14 protein-coding genes and 1 pseudogene are annotated in these 15458 nt (G+C 62.0%); 6 read left to right on the forward strand and 9 right to left on the reverse strand.

The window, feature by feature from the left end; all coding sequences use genetic code 11:
- The first annotated feature begins 347 nt into the window (after positions 1 to 347).
- Positions 348 to 797, forward strand: coding sequence for an Lrp/AsnC family transcriptional regulator (locus A9D60_RS04805; protein ID WP_065266553.1), 450 nt, complete (start codon positions 348 to 350; stop codon positions 795 to 797).
- On the opposite strand, the gene A9D60_RS04810 is transcribed toward A9D60_RS04805, so the two are convergent.
- Positions 790 to 1755: a LysR family transcriptional regulator gene (locus A9D60_RS04810; RefSeq protein ID WP_065266554.1), complete on the reverse strand. Its 966-nt coding sequence runs from the start codon at positions 1753 to 1755 to the stop codon at positions 790 to 792. The genes A9D60_RS04805 and A9D60_RS04810 overlap by 8 nt on opposite strands.
- 168 nt (positions 1756 to 1923) lie before the next feature.
- Between A9D60_RS04810 and A9D60_RS04815 the strand changes: the two genes are divergently transcribed.
- From A9D60_RS04815 to A9D60_RS04830, 4 genes are all read left to right on the forward strand, one after another.
- Positions 1924 to 2937, forward strand: coding sequence for a TRAP transporter substrate-binding protein (locus tag A9D60_RS04815; RefSeq protein WP_065266555.1), 1014 nt, complete (start codon positions 1924 to 1926; stop codon positions 2935 to 2937).
- Positions 2938 to 3008: 71 nt separating this feature from the next.
- Positions 3009 to 3545, forward strand: a complete 537-nt coding sequence (locus A9D60_RS04820) for a TRAP transporter small permease (protein ID WP_065266556.1) — start codon at positions 3009 to 3011, stop codon at positions 3543 to 3545.
- Between the two features lie 17 nt (positions 3546 to 3562).
- Positions 3563 to 4903 carry a TRAP transporter large permease gene (locus tag A9D60_RS04825; RefSeq protein ID WP_039180391.1) on the forward strand — a complete coding sequence of 447 codons (1341 nt, stop codon included), beginning with the start codon at positions 3563 to 3565 and terminating at the stop codon, positions 4901 to 4903.
- A 17-nt stretch (positions 4904 to 4920) separates the two neighbouring features.
- Complete coding sequence (locus tag A9D60_RS04830; RefSeq protein ID WP_065266557.1) at positions 4921 to 5424, forward strand: universal stress protein; 504 nt, start codon at positions 4921 to 4923, stop codon at positions 5422 to 5424.
- A gap of 57 nt (positions 5425 to 5481) precedes the next feature.
- Here A9D60_RS04830 and A9D60_RS04835 read toward each other — a convergent pair whose 3' ends face one another.
- From A9D60_RS04835 to A9D60_RS04865, 7 genes are all read right to left on the reverse strand, one after another.
- On the reverse strand, positions 5482 to 6978 hold the full coding sequence (locus A9D60_RS04835; protein WP_065266558.1) for a M81 family metallopeptidase: 1497 nt from the start codon (positions 6976 to 6978) through the stop codon (positions 5482 to 5484).
- A 2-nt stretch (positions 6979 to 6980) separates the two neighbouring features.
- On the reverse strand, positions 6981 to 8603 hold the full coding sequence (locus tag A9D60_RS04840) for an amidohydrolase (RefSeq protein ID WP_065266559.1): 1623 nt from the start codon (positions 8601 to 8603) through the stop codon (positions 6981 to 6983).
- A 38-nt stretch (positions 8604 to 8641) separates the two neighbouring features.
- On the reverse strand, positions 8642 to 9565 hold the full coding sequence (locus tag A9D60_RS04845; RefSeq protein WP_065266560.1) for an oligopeptide/dipeptide ABC transporter ATP-binding protein: 924 nt from the start codon (positions 9563 to 9565) through the stop codon (positions 8642 to 8644).
- A complete protein-coding gene (locus tag A9D60_RS04850) occupies positions 9562 to 10542 on the reverse strand; it encodes an ABC transporter ATP-binding protein (protein WP_065266561.1) in 981 nt (326 codons plus the stop codon). The genes A9D60_RS04845 and A9D60_RS04850 overlap by 4 nt, the downstream gene beginning before the upstream one ends.
- A complete protein-coding gene (locus tag A9D60_RS04855; protein ID WP_065266562.1) occupies positions 10539 to 11396 on the reverse strand; it encodes an ABC transporter permease in 858 nt (285 codons plus the stop codon). The genes A9D60_RS04850 and A9D60_RS04855 overlap by 4 nt, the downstream gene beginning before the upstream one ends.
- Before the next feature lie 14 nt (positions 11397 to 11410).
- The gene (locus A9D60_RS04860) at positions 11411 to 12349 is read right to left on the reverse strand and encodes an ABC transporter permease (RefSeq protein WP_065266563.1); all 939 of its coding nucleotides are present in this window, start codon (positions 12347 to 12349) and stop codon (positions 11411 to 11413) included.
- Positions 12350 to 12461: 112 nt separating this feature from the next.
- Complete coding sequence (locus A9D60_RS04865; protein ID WP_065266564.1) at positions 12462 to 14024, reverse strand: ABC transporter substrate-binding protein; 1563 nt, start codon at positions 14022 to 14024, stop codon at positions 12462 to 12464.
- A 222-nt stretch (positions 14025 to 14246) separates the two neighbouring features.
- Here A9D60_RS04865 and A9D60_RS04870 point away from each other — a divergent pair, with 222 nt between their 5' ends.
- Positions 14247 to 15050, forward strand: a complete 804-nt coding sequence (locus tag A9D60_RS04870) for a helix-turn-helix transcriptional regulator (protein WP_065266565.1) — start codon at positions 14247 to 14249, stop codon at positions 15048 to 15050.
- 29 nt (positions 15051 to 15079) lie between these two features.
- Here A9D60_RS04870 and A9D60_RS04875 read toward each other — a convergent pair.
- Positions 15080 to 15458, reverse strand: a pseudogene (locus A9D60_RS04875) (Na/Pi cotransporter family protein); the annotation flags it as partial.

Below are 15458 nucleotides of genomic sequence, written 5' to 3' on the forward strand. Positions count from 1 at the left end.
GCCCGGTCGCACCGGGGCCTTGAGGAGTCATACTCCCGAAAGTCCTGATAAAACGTGTACCGTAAGCCAGGCACAAATGAAGTTTTCCGGAAACATTGCGGAATTGATGCCGCAAATTTGAACTTTGCGCCATTTCGGCGAAACAGCTGTCAAAAGCCTTTGTTTTCGAGGCCGGACTGGCCGCTGCTGCTGGTGATACGCCGTTTGGATGCCGCAAATTGTCATCCTGTGATACATTCATATTTTGGAGTTTTACATCCGCAAGCTCCTTGCGGCAGCTGCTTGCGGGTGGGTCTGGCGCAGGTTTTCAAGTTGTCATTCCAGCCAAACCGGCCCAAAAATCAGCTATGGACAACAAAGACCACGACATACTGCGGCTGATCCAGGCAAATGCGCAGCTGACTGCAGAGGCGATCAGCCAGGAAGTCGGACTGTCAGCACCGGCGGTGCAGAAGCGGCTGAAGAAACTGCGTGATACCGGGGTGATAGAAAGGGAAATCGCGGTCCTCTCGGCGGCCAAGATGGGCCGCGAAATGACAGTGATCGTGCAGGTGGTCCTGGAGCGCGAAAGCCGGATGCATCTGGATGCATTCAAACGCAAGATGCGCAGGGCGCCGCAGGTGCAGCAATGCTATTACACTACCGGCGAAGCGGATTTCATCCTGATGGTCATCGTCAAGGACATAAAGGAATACGAGGCCTTCACCCAAGAATACTTCTTTGATGAATCCAATGTCAGCCGCTTTACGTCCTCGGTTGTGATGGACCGGGTCAAAGTTTCGCTGGATATCATCTGACGGGGGCTGCCTTTTCCTGTGCCATACCGTCCGGCTGCTGACCGGAGTGCGCTGCGGTCAATTGGTCGAGAAACAGCCTGGTGATGCGGTTCATTGCCGGGCGCTTGCGGGTGACGGCTGCAAATTGGCTCCTGTAGTAAATCTGTTCCGGCAGAACTTTACGCATCATCCCGTCGCGGACAAACTTGTCGGCCAAGTGGTCGGGCAGAAAGCCGAGATAGCTGCCGGACATGACGAGGATGGCCAGTGCCTGCTCGTTCTGGACCTTGGCGGCGCGGCGGAAGCCTAGCGTCTGGCCAACGTGCAGGTTGGGGGAGTTCACCCGGATGCCAGCGTAATTGGCCGCGCGCACGTCCTCCAGGCGGAGGCTGGCGTGATCGCAATCCATGAAAGGATGCCCCTTGCCGCAGTAGAGAAACATGTCCTCTCCATAAAGGGGCGCGTAGTTCAGGCTGGGCGAAGGCCGGTGGAGCGCCAGAATGCCAACGTCGATCTTCCCGCCGATCACATTGGTTTCGATCACGTTGGGCGGCTCCAGCGACAGGTCGATTTCGACTGCTGGGGCAGCTTTGTTGAAAGAGCGGATCGCTCCGGCAACAAAGGCCTCGGGGTTTGAGGCGCATTGATCGAACAAGGCTATACGCAGAGTGCCGGCCAGCTGCTGCTTGATTTCATTCACTTCCGCCCGGAAGCCTGAAACGGAGAGCAGCAAGCCCTCTGCGGATTTCAGCACCTTGCTGCCGTCGTCGGTCAGCGAAAACCCGGCCGGACCGCGATGGCACAATTTCAGGTCCAGCCGCAGTTCCAGATCGGCGAGATATTTCGATATGGTGGACTTGCCGATGTTCAGCTCGGTTTCCGCTGCGGCCAGGCCGCCGCTTTCGGCGACGGCTTTGAACACACGCAGCAATTTCAGGTCAGCATCGGCGACATGTTTGAGGTTGGATTTCCGGGCCATCAATAGGTTCGATATATGTGAAACTTTGCGTTCAAAAGTTTACATTCAAGAAACCACAAACGCAATGTAGCTTCCGGCAGACCAAGGCTGGAACCGGTTGGCAGATGCGCTGTGGAGGGCGCGCCACCCCGGACCTTGGGCCCCAGAATGACAATACGGGAGGAAGTTATGTCATTTCTCAAGAAGGTCTGCACCCTGACGGCAGCCGTTTCCGCCGCTGCGCTGCTGACCACCGGCGCTGTTTCCGCCAAGAACTTCAAGATCGCCGTGGGCGACGGTGCCGGCAGCTCGCAGGAAGGCACCGGCAAGTTCTTCATCGAGGCGCTGGAAGAAAAGTCCGGCGGCAAGCACACCGGCACCATGTTCCTGAACGGCCAGCTGGGGTCGGAGCAGGACACTGTCAATGAGGCCGCAATCGGTACCCTGGACATGTCGTTGCTGGCGATCAACAACGTCACGCCGTTCTCGCCGACCGTCGGTGTGTTCACCCTGCCCTATGTGATCCTGTCGCTGGAAGATGCGGAAAAGCTGACCCAGGGCCCGATCGGCCAGGAGCTGACCGAAAACACCATCCGGGACGCCGGCGTGCGTATCCTGGCCTGGACCTACACCGGCTTCCGCCGTCTGACCAACTCCAAGAAGCCGGTCACCACCGTGGCTGACCTGCAGGATCTGGTCATCCGCGTTCCCAAGAACGAAATCATGATCGAGACCTACAAATCCTGGGGCATCAACCCGACTCCGATGGCCTGGTCCGAAACCTTCACCGGCCTGCAGACCAAGGTTGTCGACGGCCAGGACAACCCCTACACCACCATCAACGCGATGAAGTTCTATGAAGTGCAGGAATATGTGACCAACCTGCGCTACATCTTTTCGATCGAGCCGCTGATCGTCTCCGAGGCGGTGTTCCAGGACCTGTCCGAAGAAGACCAGCAGATCCTGATCGAGGCGGGCAAGGAAGCGACAGTTAAGTCGGCTCAGTTCCTGCGCGACATCGAGGCACAGATCAAAGAAGAGCTGCTGGCTAAAGGCATGCAGATCGACGATCCGGCAAACGACGAAGCCGAGTTCATCAAGCTGGCAACTGAAGCCGTGTGGCCGCAGTTCTATGACTCCATCGGCGGTGTCGAGAAGCTGAACACCGTGCTGACCACAATTGGCCGCGATCCGGCCCAGTAAACCTCTGGKTTGAATGAGAAAAATAACAAGGCAGCGCTACGGCGCTGCTTTGCACAGGGGAGGAGTACATCATGTTCTGGAAATTCCTGGACAACATAGAAAGCTATATCTGCCGAATATTGCTGTCCGGCTTTGTCATTCTGCTGTTTGTGCAGATCGTCTCGCGCGAGGTGTTCGGCCATTCGTTTTCGTGGATCGAAGAGCTGTCGGTCTACATGTTCGTCTGGTTCGTCTACTTCGGAGCCTCTTATGCGGCGCTGAAAGGTGCGCATAACCGGGTCACCTTCCAGTTCAAGTTTCTGCCTGCGGGCTGGATCAAGTACATCGAGGCCTTTGCCGACCTCTTCTGGCTGTTCTTCAACTGCTATTTCCTGTGGCTGGCCACCGATTTCGTCTTCAACAAGATGAACAAGTTCTGGAAGTCGCAGACATTGGGCGTCGAGATGAAATACATCTACATGGTTCTGCCCATCGCCTTTGCGCTGATGACGATCCGCATTCTGCAGGTGAATTACCGCAAGCTGATCCGCGGCGAAGATATCCACGATCCCGACCAGATCGACCTTGATGAAATCAAGGCCGCCGCTGGCGCGGACAACCGCACTTAACCGGGAGGGACAGGACTATGGAAACCGAAATCGTCACGATCCTGTTTGGATCCTTTCTGCTGCTGCTGCTTCTGGGGGCGCCGATCACTGTCGCGCTCGGGGTGTCGTCGCTGCTGTCGTTCCTCTATCTGGATGAAAACCCGATCAAGTTTGTGCAGATCGCCTTTACCTCTGTCGGGTCCTTCCCGCTGATGGCGCTGCCCGCGTTTATCCTGGCCGGTGCGCTGATGGAGGCCGCAGGCATCTCGAAACGGCTGATCAATGTGGCTGAAAGCCTGGCCGGGCCGTTCACAGGCGGCATTTCCGCCGCCACTGTGATGGCCTGCCTGTTCTTTGGCGCAATCTCCGGCTCTGGTCCTGCCACCACGGCGGCGGTCGGTATGCTGATGATCCCGGCAATGATCAACCGTGGCTATGAAAAGGGCTATGCCTCCGCGGTCACGGCGTCCTCCGGCGGTTTGGGCATCATCATCCCGCCGTCGATCCCGATGGTGATCTTCGGTATCGCGGCCCTGGGCATGGCGCCGCCGCCGGAAGCAGTGGAGAAATACGGAACCTTCCAGTCCGTTTCGATTTCCAAGCTGTTCATTGCAGGTTTTGTGCCAGCCTTCCTGATCGCGACCAGCCTCTTGATCCTGAACTTCTTCATGTCAAAGAAGCGCGGCTACAAAGGATCTGCTGACGGCTGGTCGATCCGCAATGTGGGCTGCGAGATGTACCGCGGATTCTGGTCGCTGATGGCGCCCCTGGTGATCCTGGGCGGGATCTACACCGGCTTCTTCACCCCGACCGAAGCGGCCATCGTGGCGATCTTCTATACCCTTGTGATCGGTGTCTTCATTTACCGCGAACTGACCTGGTCGTCGCTGTTCCAATCGCTGGAGGCGACCACCTGGCTGACCGGGCGCGTGCTGCTGATCCTGTTCACTGCCACCGTGTTCGGCCGCCTGCTGGTGGAAAACCAGATCCCTGCAATGATTGCGGACAGCATGCTGAGTTTTACCCAGAACCTCTATGTGATCTGGGCGCTGATCATCTTCTTCCTGCTGTTTGTCGGCATGTTCATGGAGACGCTTGCCACCATCCTTATCCTGGTGCCGGTGATGCTGCCGGTGGCCTATTCAGTGGGCATCGACCCGATCCACTTTGGTGTGGTGATGGTCTGTACCCTGGGTATCGGCTTCCAGACGCCGCCTTTGGGGGAAAACCTGTTCATTGCTTCTGGCATCTCGAACATCTCGATTGAGACGATTTCGCTGCGGGCGCTGCCCTTTGCGGCTGTGAACACGATTGCGATCTTCATCATCGCCTTCTTCCCGGAAATCTCGCTGTGGCTGCCGCGGCTGTTCGGCTACTGATCTGAAAGGAGACCGGCATGAAACCGATGATCACAAACATCCTGTTTGCCACCGACCTGTCGCACAACTCCACCTTGGCCTTGCGCCATGCGGCCAGTCTGGCGCACGCGACAGGGGCGGAAATTCACGTGCTGCATGTGAATGAGCCGATTTCAGAGGATGCGCGCATCACTTTCGAGATGTTCGTGCTGAACGATGAAACCCGCAAATCCGCGGCCAAGCGGCGGCATGAGATGGTCAAGCAGATGCTGGCCGAGCGGCAGGCGCGGTTCTGGGCATCTTTTGAAGGCGACGAGGCCAGGATCCGCGATCAGGTCACCTCAGTTGAGGTGACCGACGGCCACCCGGCAGAGGTGATCCTGCGCCGTTCGGTCGAGTTGGGATGCGACCTGATCGTGCTGGGGGCCCATGACCACGGGTTCTCCCATACGTTCCTGGGCACTGTGGCCAAACGGGTGCTGCGCCGCTCGCAGATCCCGACGCTGGTGGTGCCCTACCAGAACGGAGAGGACGAGGACTGATCCTCCCCGCAGGCGGTTTCCCCTGGCCGCCTGCAAAGACCATCCCTGCAACAGGTGTCAGCCCTTTGCAGGGATGGTTCTGACGTCCGGGTGCAGGTTCTTGTACGGGAACCCGCCCAGATCACAGGGAAACACGCCCGGGGCCGCTACCGGATAAACGGCGCTGGCGATGGGCTCGAAGTCAGCGCGGAAATGGGCGGTGCTTTTCACGCAGACCGTGCTGAATGCCGCCGGGTCCAGCCCGATATGGGTGAAATGCGCCAAGTCGAGGCATTGGTTGCGGATGCTGGTGACAACTAGGGTAATGTCTGCGCCTGTCCCATGCAGCCGCAGCGCCGCTGCGGGACCCAGCTCCGCTACTCCGCCGCCATACATCTCTCCGCTATAGGGGCAGCGGCCATCGCCAAGCGCCAGAACCTGAAACTCTGCTTCAAACGGCTGGTCGCCTTCTGCGCCTGAGCGTCCGCCAAGTGCTGTGCGGAAGATGCCGCCCTGCCCGGCTTCATGCGCCGCGGCGGCGGTTGCGGGGTCATGGAACAGCCCCATCAGAACGCCCTGCGCGCCTGACTGCGCCAGTGCCGCCAGCAGCCCGGTGGTGTCAGAGGTGCCGCCTGCACCCGGATTGTCCTGCACGTCTGCCAGCACAACCGGTTTGCCTGCGCGCGGCTGGCAGGCAATCTCTGCGGCTTGCTGCGGTGTCAGCATCGGGTGGCTGAAGTGCGGTTCCAGATCAGCAAACAGCCTGGCGATATGGTCCGCGGCTTGTGCTGCGGCGCCAGAAGTCCGGGCATAGGCCACGCAAGAGGGGCGTGTGTCAGGGAAATCCGCCGCGGTGAACCCCAGCGCGATGTCTGCCAGCACGCCCGCCTGCTCCAGCGGCGGCAGCGCGGCATAAAGCTCCCGCGCAGGTGTGGCAGTGGTGTATTGCGCATGCAGCGGGATCAGGCAGTTCATCTGCCGGAATGCCTTGTGCAGCCTGTCGCCTGCCAGAAGGTGCTGCAGCACCGGCACGCAGCGGGCGCCGGTTTCAGCCATGTCGAGATGCGGATAGGTGCGGTAGATCGCGATGTAATCGGCCAGTTCCACCGACGCCGCAGAGATATTCGCGTGCAGGTCGAGGCTGACCACGATGGGCAGGTCCGGCCCGGCCCAGGCGCGCACCCGCCGTAGAAGTTCCCCCTCGCCGTCGGGGTGGCTTTCGCTCACCATGGCGCCGTGCAGCTCCAGGAAAATGCCAACGAGCGGCCCAGCGGCGCGCAGGCCGTCCAGAATTTTGGCACAGACGGTTTCAAAAGCTTCATCGGTGACATACGCTGACGGTTCCGCCGCGCACCACAGGATGGGGGCCAGTTCCATCCCGGCGTCTTCCGCAGCTTTGGCAAAGCCTGCGACGGGCAGGTTCATGCCTCGGGTCTCCGCTATCACCTCCTCTCCGTGCAGAATGGCGGGCCAGGAATCCGCCATCTCGAACTCCGCCAGCCCGGCCTTGGTGGTGCCAAAGCAGTTGGTTTCATGCTGAAAGCCTGCAATGGCGATCCGCGGTTTGGCCTGCATTATCACTGCTCCTGCGCCCAAACGGTTTGCCCTCGGCGGATGGTGCGGGTGACCTTGGTGGTCTCAATCAGCTCCGGGTCCTCCAGCGGATTGCGGTTCAACACTGCGAAATCCGCCAGCTTGCCCGGTTCGATGGAGCCGCGTGTGTCTTCTTGAAATACTTGCCAAGCGGCGTCGATGGTTTGGGCCAGCAGGGCCGACAGGGCGCTGATCCGCTGTGCCTCGCCCAGACGCCGCCCGCTGGCGGTCAGCCGGTTCACCGCGCAATGGGCCAGGTGGATGGGCCGGGGCGGCGTCACGGAGGCGTCGTTGTGGATGGTGTAGCGCACGCCAAACCGGTCAGCGGAGGCGCAGGGGGAAATCCGCTCTGCCCGCTCCGGCCCTAGGAAAGTGTCATAGTGGCGGTCACCCCAGAAATGCACATGCGCCGGGAAGAAGCTGACAGTGATTCCGAGCTTGGCCATTTGCTGCAATTGGTCATCGCGCAAGGCTTGCCCGTGGATGATGGTGTGGCGGTGATCTTCGCGGGGGTTGGCCTCCAGCGCGGCGGCCACTGCATCAATGAACATCTGCGCGCCTGCGTCGCCGTTGCAGTGGCAGTGGATCTGGAAACCCAGATCGTGCAGCTTTTGCACCTCGCGGCGATGTTCGGCGGCATCCGCATAAGACATCCCGCAAGGGTGCGCCGGATCCACAGGTTTGTGATAAGGCGCGCTGAGGAAGGCGGTTTGCAGCTGGAACGCGCCGTCAGTGAACAGTTTGCGCGGTCCAAGAGTGAAATGCGGATTGCCGGGCCAGTCCAGCGCATCGGGGCCGCGGCTCAGCTCCGGCTCCAGTTCTCCGATCGGCAGCAGCATCAGGTCGTAGCCGGGATCCTGATCGGCCGGCAGCGAGGCGAAATGCTCCAGCATATCCCGCGTGGCCCAGGCGTTCTGGGCATAGGTGACGCCATGCGCAAGGTACTCGTCGCGGCAGCTGTTGAACCCGGCCCAGAAGCGGTCGCGGTCGATCAGGAAATCGGTATCGCCCATCTCTCCCATCGCTGACAGACCCTCAATCAGCCCGGTCAGCGCGCCGGTCTCCGGGTCGCGCCCGAACCGCCCGCCCAAGGGGTCAGGCGTGTCGCGGTTCACACCGTGGCGTTCCAGTGCCAGTGAGTTTGCCGCGCCGTTGTGGCCGGAGGCGTGGATCACCCAGACGGGATGTTCGGTCGAGACACTGTCCAGCTCGGTGCGTGTGGGCATCCTGCCTTCTGCAATGGCGGTGTTGTCGAACAGCACCCCCATAACCCATTCCCCCGCAGGGGTCTCAGCCGCCTTGGCCCGCAGCCGGTCCAGCGCGGTTGGAATGTCCGGGCAGTCGCCGCTGGGGGCAGAAGCCAAGTTTACACGAAACAGCCGGATGAAGCCCGGGTCGGGGAAATGCCCGTGCGGGTCGATGAAGGCGGGGATCAGGGTCTGGCCCTGCAAATCCACCTCAACAGTGCCCGCAGGCATTTGCGCGCGCAGGTCCGCCTCAGCGCCCGCGGCGCGGATGGTCTCGCCTTCGGTCAGCACCGCCTGGGTGCAGGAATTGGCCGCGTCCATCGTCAGGACAACGCCGTTGAAATACAATGTGCTGGTCATGGTCTTTCAGATGTTGAGGGGTTTCGGGCAGAGGGCCGTCAGCTCAAGGGCGCCAGGCAGCGCAACCCGTGGCCGTTTGCGACTTCCCATTGCGGGGTTTGAATGCAGATCTCCTGGGCGAATGGGCAGCGCTCGCGGAACTCACAGCCCTTGGGGCGGCGCAGCAGGCTGGGCGGCTCGCCTTTCAGCGCGATGCGCTCCAGCCGCGCGTCGGGATCGGGTTCCGGGTTCGCGGACAACAGGCAGCGGGTATAGGGATGGCACGGCTCCTTGAAGATGGCCTCGGTGGTGCCTTCCTCGACCAGGCGGCCCAGGTACATGATGCCCATCCGGTCGGCCACGTGGCGCACGACGTTCAGGTTGTGGGTGATGATCACCATCGCCAGCCCCAGCCGTTCGCGCAGGTCGTTCATCAGGTTCAGAAGCTCGCCCTGCACCGACACGTCCAGCCCCGCGGTGGGTTCATCGGCCAGGATCAGCTTCGGTTCCAGCGCCAGCGCCCGGGCCACGCCCACCCGCCGTGCCTGCCCGCCGGACAGCTGGTAGGGATAGCGGTCGGCGAAATGCGCAGGCAGGTTCACCATTTCCAGCAGGCGTTTGGCCTCGGCATCCAGATCGCGGTCCTTCATGCCCTGAATGCGGTAGGGTTCGGTGATCAGGCTGCGGATCGTCAGGCGCGGCGACAAAGAGCCGACCGGATCCTGGAACATCATCGCGATGTCCTTGCGCAGCGGGCGCAGCTCCCGTTCCGAGGCGCCGCGGATCTCGCGGCCGTCGAATTTGACCGATCCTTCCTGCGCCGGGGCAAGACCGGCAATCGCGCGGATCACCGTGGTCTTGCCAGAGCCGCTCTCGCCCACAAGGGCATAGGTCTCGCCCGGCTCTACGGTGAAGCTGACACCGGCGAGCACATTGACCGGGCCATAGCTGGTTTTCAGGTTTTTGACATCCAGCAGGCTCATTCTGCGGCCTCCTTGTGGTTCAGCCAGCAGGCGGCGTGGTGGCCGTCTTTCAGCTGTGTCAGCGGCGGCACCTCAGCGGCGCAGCGCGGCATCGCCTGGTCGCAGCGGTCGCGGAAGATACAGCCGCCGGGCAGGTTGGCCAGATCCGGCACCTCTCCGGGGATGGTCGGCAGCACGCGGGCGCGCTCCTTGATGTGGCCCGGGTCGCAGTCGATCAGGCGGCGGGTGTAGGGGTGTTTGGGATCGTGGAAGATCTCGCGCACCTCGCCGCTTTCGACTACGGCGCCCGCATACATCACCACCACCCGGTCGCAAAGCTCTGCAATTACCCCCAGATGGTGCGAAATGAACAGGATGGCGCAGTCGAACTGTTGCTGCAGCTCCTGCAGGCGCTCGATGATCTGCACCTCCAGCGTGGCATCCAGCGCCGTGGTCGGCTCATCCGCGATCAGCAGGTCCGGTTCCGACATCAGCGCCATGGCGATGGCGATGCGTTGGCGCATGCCGCCGGAGAATTCGTGCGGAAACTGCGCCAGCCGCGCCTCAGGGTCAGGGATGCCGACGGCGCCCAGCATCTGCGCGGCGCGCGCGCGTTTCTCGGCCTTGGACGCTTTGGAGCGGTGCTGGATATCCAGCATCTGCTGCCCGATCGACAAGACCGGGTTGTGGGTCTGCATCGGGTCCTGGAAGACGATGGAGATGTCAGACCCGCGCAGGTCGCGCATCTTGCGTTCGGGCAGTTGCAGCAGATCCTGGCCCTTGAACCGCACCGCGCCCTGGCGGAAACGGGTGTTCGGCGCGGTCAGCCGGAGGATCGAGGAGATCAGGGTGGACTTGCCGCAGCCCGACTCGCCAACGATGCCGACAATCTCACCCTTGCGCACATCAAAGCTGATTTCGCGCAAGGCCTTCAGGTCGCCGCGGGCGGTCTCATAGTCGACGCTGAGGCGGTCGATTTCCAGAAGCGTATCAGTCATCGCTGTTTCCTCAGTTTCGGGTCAACCACGTCGCGCAGGGACTCGCCCAGGAAGGTGAAGCCAAGGGTTGCCAGGATGATCGGCAGTCCGCCGCCGACCACCAGCCAGGGGGTCTGGCGGATCAGCGAGTAGCCGTCTTTCAGCAGTGCACCCCAGCTGGGTGTCGGCGGTTTCACCCCGAGGCCGAGGAAGGACAGCCCCGCCTCCAGCGCGATCACGGTTGGGATATCCATCGCCGCCAGCACCGCCAGCACGCCGACGATATTGGGCAGCATGTGCACGCCCAGAATGCGCTTCATGCTGGCGCCCATGGAGCGTTCGGCCAGGATGAACTCGGAATTGCGCAGGGTCAGCGTCTGGGTCCGCGCCACCCGGCCATAGGTCGGGATCGAGGTCGCCATCACCACAAACACAACGGTCTGCAGGCTTGGCCCCACCAGCGCGACCACGGCCAGCGCAAACATCACGGTGGGAAAGGAGCGGATGGTGTCAAAGAACAGCATCAGCAGGTTGTCGAGCCATTTCGGCCCGTAACCTGCAATCATGCCCAGCGTCAGGCCAATGGCCATGGCGCCGAAGACAGCCGGCAGGGCAACCTGCAGCGCCACCTGGCCGCCCGCAATCACGCGGGAAAACGTATCGCGGCCCAGTTGGTCGGTGCCCAGAAGATGGGTCCATGACGGTCCCTGCAGGCGGTCTTTGATGTTCATGCCAACCGGATCGAAGGGCACGATCCAATAGGCGAAGATGGCGCAGAACACGATGGTGCCGACAATGATCAGACCCATCAGCCCCAGCGGGTCGCGGGCGACGCCGGTGACGATCTGGCCCAGTTCGGAACGGGATTTTGCCATATCTCACGCCCTCCTTATGCTGCCGTGCGGGCGCGGGGATCGAGCCAGGCGTTGATCAGATCGGCCAGCGCGGTTGAGACCACAAACAGGCCGGTCGAGATCAGCACCGATCCCATCACGATCGGGTAGTTGCGGGTGGTGATGCTGTCGATCACCAGCTTGCCCAGGCCCGGGCGGGCAAAGACGATCTCGGCAAAGACGGCGGAGGACAATAGGAACCCCATGCCGACGCCGATCACCGTGACCACCGGCAGAATGGCGATGCGCAGCGCGTAGACCATCACCACCCGGCGTTCATGAATGCCAAAGGCGCGGGCGGTGCGGATGTGGCTTTCGCCCATCACCTCCAGCATCGAGGCGCGCACCAGCCGGGCGATATAGCCGACCCAGCTGAGGCCGATGGCAAAGGCGGGCAGCACCAGGTGGTCAAGACGGCCCCAAAAACCCTCGCCTGCGCCGATGGCCGGGAACCACTGCAGGTTCACCGCAAAGATCAGCAGCGACAGCAGCGCGACCACAAAGGCGGGCGCGGCGACGAAGCTGACGGAAAGCGCGGCGGCGATACGGTCGATCAGTGTGTTGGGGTGCGCCGCGGCATAGGCGCCCAGCCCGATGCCCAGCAGTGCCGACCAGATGATCGAGGCAAAGATCAGCGCCAGCGTGTGCGGCAGCTGCTCAAAGACAATCGCGGTTACCGAGCGGCCCGAGAACACGTCGATCCCCAGATCGCCCTGCATCAGGTTGCCGTAGAAGATCAGCAGCTGTTTCCAGATGGGCTGGTCCAGCGCCAGTTCTGCCGTCAGCCGCGCCTGCAGCTCTGGCGTGGCGCGCGGGCCCAGCATGATCTGGACCGGATCGCCGGGCACGGCACGGATCATCAGGAACATGACGGTGACCGCCACGATCAGGATCAGCAGTGCCAGCCCGAACCGCCGGATTGCATAAAGTAACATGGCCGCATGGCTCCCTTGTCTTCGCTGTGCGGATGAAAACGGCACGGCCGCGCCGAAATTTGCAGCCGTGCCAGGTCAGGCCCGGGGGGGAGGACCGGGCCTGCGGGGAGTGTCAGGCCTTGCCGAAGTAGCGCAGCAGTGCCAGCCCATCAGGCCGCAGCGCCGGCACAACGCCAGCCGAGTGGATCACTGGCGTCGCCTCATGGGTCAGGAAGCGGTAGGCGCCGCTTTCCTCCATCAGGTCCTGCGCTCGCCGGTACATTTCGTCCCGTTTCGCCTGGTCGGTCAGCTGCGAGGCCTCGGCGTGGATCTTGTCGAACTCGTCGTTGCTGAACTGCTCCCAGTTCCAGTGGCCGACCTGTTCGGTGGTGAACCAGGAAGTCGCATAATACGGGTCCGGGGTCATCGAATAGCGGTTCAGCACCAGCTGCAGGTCTTCGTTGTCGGCGCTGGCCCAGAAGGCGCCGGATTCCAGCACGTTGACCTCCACCGTGATGCCGATCTGCGCCAGCGTCGCCTGGATCACCTGCGCGGCGGTGGTGAAGGTGGTCTTGTTCAGCGTGTCGAGCTTCAGGGTGACGTTGGTCTCACCCGATTCCGCCAGCAGCTCCGCGGCCTTGGCAAAATCCGCTTGCGGCGGCACCAGCGATTGCGGCCGGTGGCCTGCCAGACCCGGCGCGATGATGCCGGTCGAGGGCTCTGCGGCGCCGAAATAGGCGGCTTCCAGAACCGAGGGCACGTCGATTGCGTGCTGGATCGCCTGCCGCAGTTTCGGGTTTTGCAGCTTGGGGTGATCGAGGTTCATGCCCAGCCAGGTGTAGTAGAGCGAGGGGTATTCCAGCAGCGTGCCGCCGTTCGGCACACCGTCCCGGTAGCGCGCGACCGAGCCCAGCGAAACGCGGGTGAAATCCAGCTCACCGGCCTCAAAGGCGATTTCTGCAGTGTTTTCGTCATCAATGGGCAGGATCTCGATAGTGTCCCACGCGGGCGCTTCGCCTTTCCAGTCGGGATTGCGCTTCAGCACGGTCTTTTCCTTCGGCGACCAGCTGTCGCGCAGATAGGGGCCGGATTCTGCCAGCGGATCGGTGGTTGCCTTGCCGCCTGCGGCCTCCCACGCCTTTTTCGACACGATGTTGCCGGTGATATAAGGCAGTGCGATCGACCACAGCGGTGCGAACGGCTCGTTCAGGACGATGGTGCCTTCCCGTTCGCCCGTCACCTCCACATGGCTCAGCGGTCCCATGTCGGGCTTGTTGGGGCTGTCGGTTGCCTCATCCACGATCCGCTCAAAGCTGAATTTCACGTCCTCGGCGGTCATCGCGCCAAAGCCGTTGGTAAAGCCGATGTCGTCGCGCAGTGCGAACTTGATGTGGGTGTCGTCGCCCTGCTCGATCATCGCGGCGGCGTCCATCTGCCAGTCCCATTCGCGGCCCGGCTTGTACTGGATCAGCTTGTTGTAGATCGAGGCATGGATTTCCTCGTCGATCACGCCTTTGGAAAACGCCGGGTCGATGCTTTGCATGTCGCCGTAGGAGCGCACCCGCAGGGTGCCGCCCTCAGCCGCCATGGCACGGGCACCCAGGCCCATGGGCAGCGCCGCTGCCGCCCCCAGCGCCGTGGCGCCCTTCAGAAATCCGCGGCGTCCCAGCGCCGTCTTGGTCCATTCGATCTTCATGATGTCCTCCCTTGGATCAGATCCGCTCCGCCTGTGCTCCTCCGGTCTGCCTGCGCTTGGCGGCACTGACTTGTCAGGTCATTCGGCAGGTTCCGGGTTCCCCGGACCCAGGCGGCTTGGGAACAGAAAACGCCTGTTTCGCGGATCACGGAATTGTGCAAACATGCGCAAACCGGCGCGGTATGCATCATCATCGCGTCAGTATGCGAAAGGAAATCAGCCATGCCGGAAAATTTTTCTGAAAACTTGCGGTCGCTATGCGCCGAACATGGCAGCATTGCGCAGATCTGCCGTGAGGTTGGAATCAACCGTCAGCAGTTCAACCGCTACCTCAACGGCACCAGCCTGCCTGCAGCCCACAACCTGCGGCGGATTGCGCGCTATTTCGATATTCCGGAGGCGCGGTTGTTTGCCCCTCAGGCCGAGTTCGAAGCCCAGCTCAGCGACGCCGCCCGTACCACGCCGCCGGGTCCAAGCGACAGTTTCCTGGAGCCGTTCCGCGGCCAGCAGCGCAATCTGAAGCGCTACTTGGGCTTTTACCACGCCTATTTCCGGACGCCTTCCTGGGGTGAGGGGATCTTTTGCTCCCTGACCCGCTTTTTTGAAAAAGACGGGTTCATCCTTTCGCGCAACTTGGAAATCGCCCATGATCCGGAGCAGAGCATCCGGCAAATCTCGCGGTACGAAGGCATGGTGACCCAGCGCGGCAACCGGCTGTTCATCACCGAGCATGAGCGCGCGCATGAGGGCAGCGTGGCGCAGACCATCCTGTTTTCCGCCCACCGGCAGCAGCTGAAATACCTGCGCGGCATGACAATGGGATTGGCCTGGCGTCCCTTTCCGCGCCSCWWWGSGGCGCGGGCGATCTGGAAGCGCCTGGATGAGCGGGTTTCAGCACGCGAGGCGATTGCCGCCTGCGGGGTTTATCCGGTGCGCAGCACGCGGATAGACCCGACAGTGCGGAATTACCTGGAAGCCTCTGCAGTTGAGGATTTTCCGGATATGCCCGGCAGCGTTCTACTTTAGGGTCCTGACCCTAGGCTGCGAGCGGGCAGTCAGCTGCTGGTCTTCTGAAGCGTGTCCTCGTCCTCACCTTCTGGCAAATCTTCGATGAGCCTTGTCTCCAGCAGCTGTCCGCTGCGGTAGAGCACCGGGGTGGCGACGGCGGCGATGTGGCTGTTGAATTCGCGCAGGGCCCGCAGGGTTTCCAGGTGGATGTCGGAGGTGTCAAAGCTCTCCCGCGCGCCGTCCTGCAGCCGCTTCAGGTGGCGCTTGCGGCTGTCGTGCTCCATCCGCTTCAGCTCGGTCTTCTCCAGGCTCAAGAGCCGCGCGCTCTCCAGATCGTCGGAGATCAGCACGTTGGAGGCCAGCTGCAGATTGGCCAGGATCGCCTCGTGCATGCGGGTGATCTCCAGCCAGCCCTCCTTGGAGAAG

This window comes from Leisingera sp. JC1 (assembly GCF_001679925.1).
Taxonomy (GTDB): Bacteria; Pseudomonadota; Alphaproteobacteria; order Rhodobacterales; family Rhodobacteraceae; genus Leisingera.

Bases quoted from the DNA above. Each gene is read 5' to 3' on its own strand.
- A9D60_RS04805 (WP_065266553.1), top strand. From the start codon at position 348: ATGGACAACAAAGACCACGACATACTGCGGCTGATCCAGGCAAATGCG.
- A9D60_RS04810 (WP_065266554.1), bottom strand. From the start codon at position 1,755: ATGGCCCGGAAATCCAACCTCAAACATGTCGCCGATGCTGACCTGAAA.
- A9D60_RS04815 (WP_065266555.1), top strand. From the start codon at position 1,924: ATGTCATTTCTCAAGAAGGTCTGCACCCTGACGGCAGCCGTTTCCGCC.
- A9D60_RS04820 (WP_065266556.1), top strand. From the start codon at position 3,009: ATGTTCTGGAAATTCCTGGACAACATAGAAAGCTATATCTGCCGAATA.
- A9D60_RS04825 (WP_039180391.1), top strand. From the start codon at position 3,563: ATGGAAACCGAAATCGTCACGATCCTGTTTGGATCCTTTCTGCTGCTG.
- A9D60_RS04830 (WP_065266557.1), top strand. From the start codon at position 4,921: ATGAAACCGATGATCACAAACATCCTGTTTGCCACCGACCTGTCGCAC.
- A9D60_RS04835 (WP_065266558.1), bottom strand. From the start codon at position 6,978: ATGCAGGCCAAACCGCGGATCGCCATTGCAGGCTTTCAGCATGAAACC.
- A9D60_RS04840 (WP_065266559.1), bottom strand. From the start codon at position 8,603: ATGACCAGCACATTGTATTTCAACGGCGTTGTCCTGACGATGGACGCG.
- A9D60_RS04845 (WP_065266560.1), bottom strand. From the start codon at position 9,565: ATGAGCCTGCTGGATGTCAAAAACCTGAAAACCAGCTATGGCCCGGTC.
- A9D60_RS04850 (WP_065266561.1), bottom strand. From the start codon at position 10,542: ATGACTGATACGCTTCTGGAAATCGACCGCCTCAGCGTCGACTATGAG.
- A9D60_RS04855 (WP_065266562.1), bottom strand. From the start codon at position 11,396: ATGGCAAAATCCCGTTCCGAACTGGGCCAGATCGTCACCGGCGTCGCC.
- A9D60_RS04860 (WP_065266563.1), bottom strand. From the start codon at position 12,349: ATGTTACTTTATGCAATCCGGCGGTTCGGGCTGGCACTGCTGATCCTG.
- A9D60_RS04865 (WP_065266564.1), bottom strand. From the start codon at position 14,024: ATGAAGATCGAATGGACCAAGACGGCGCTGGGACGCCGCGGATTTCTG.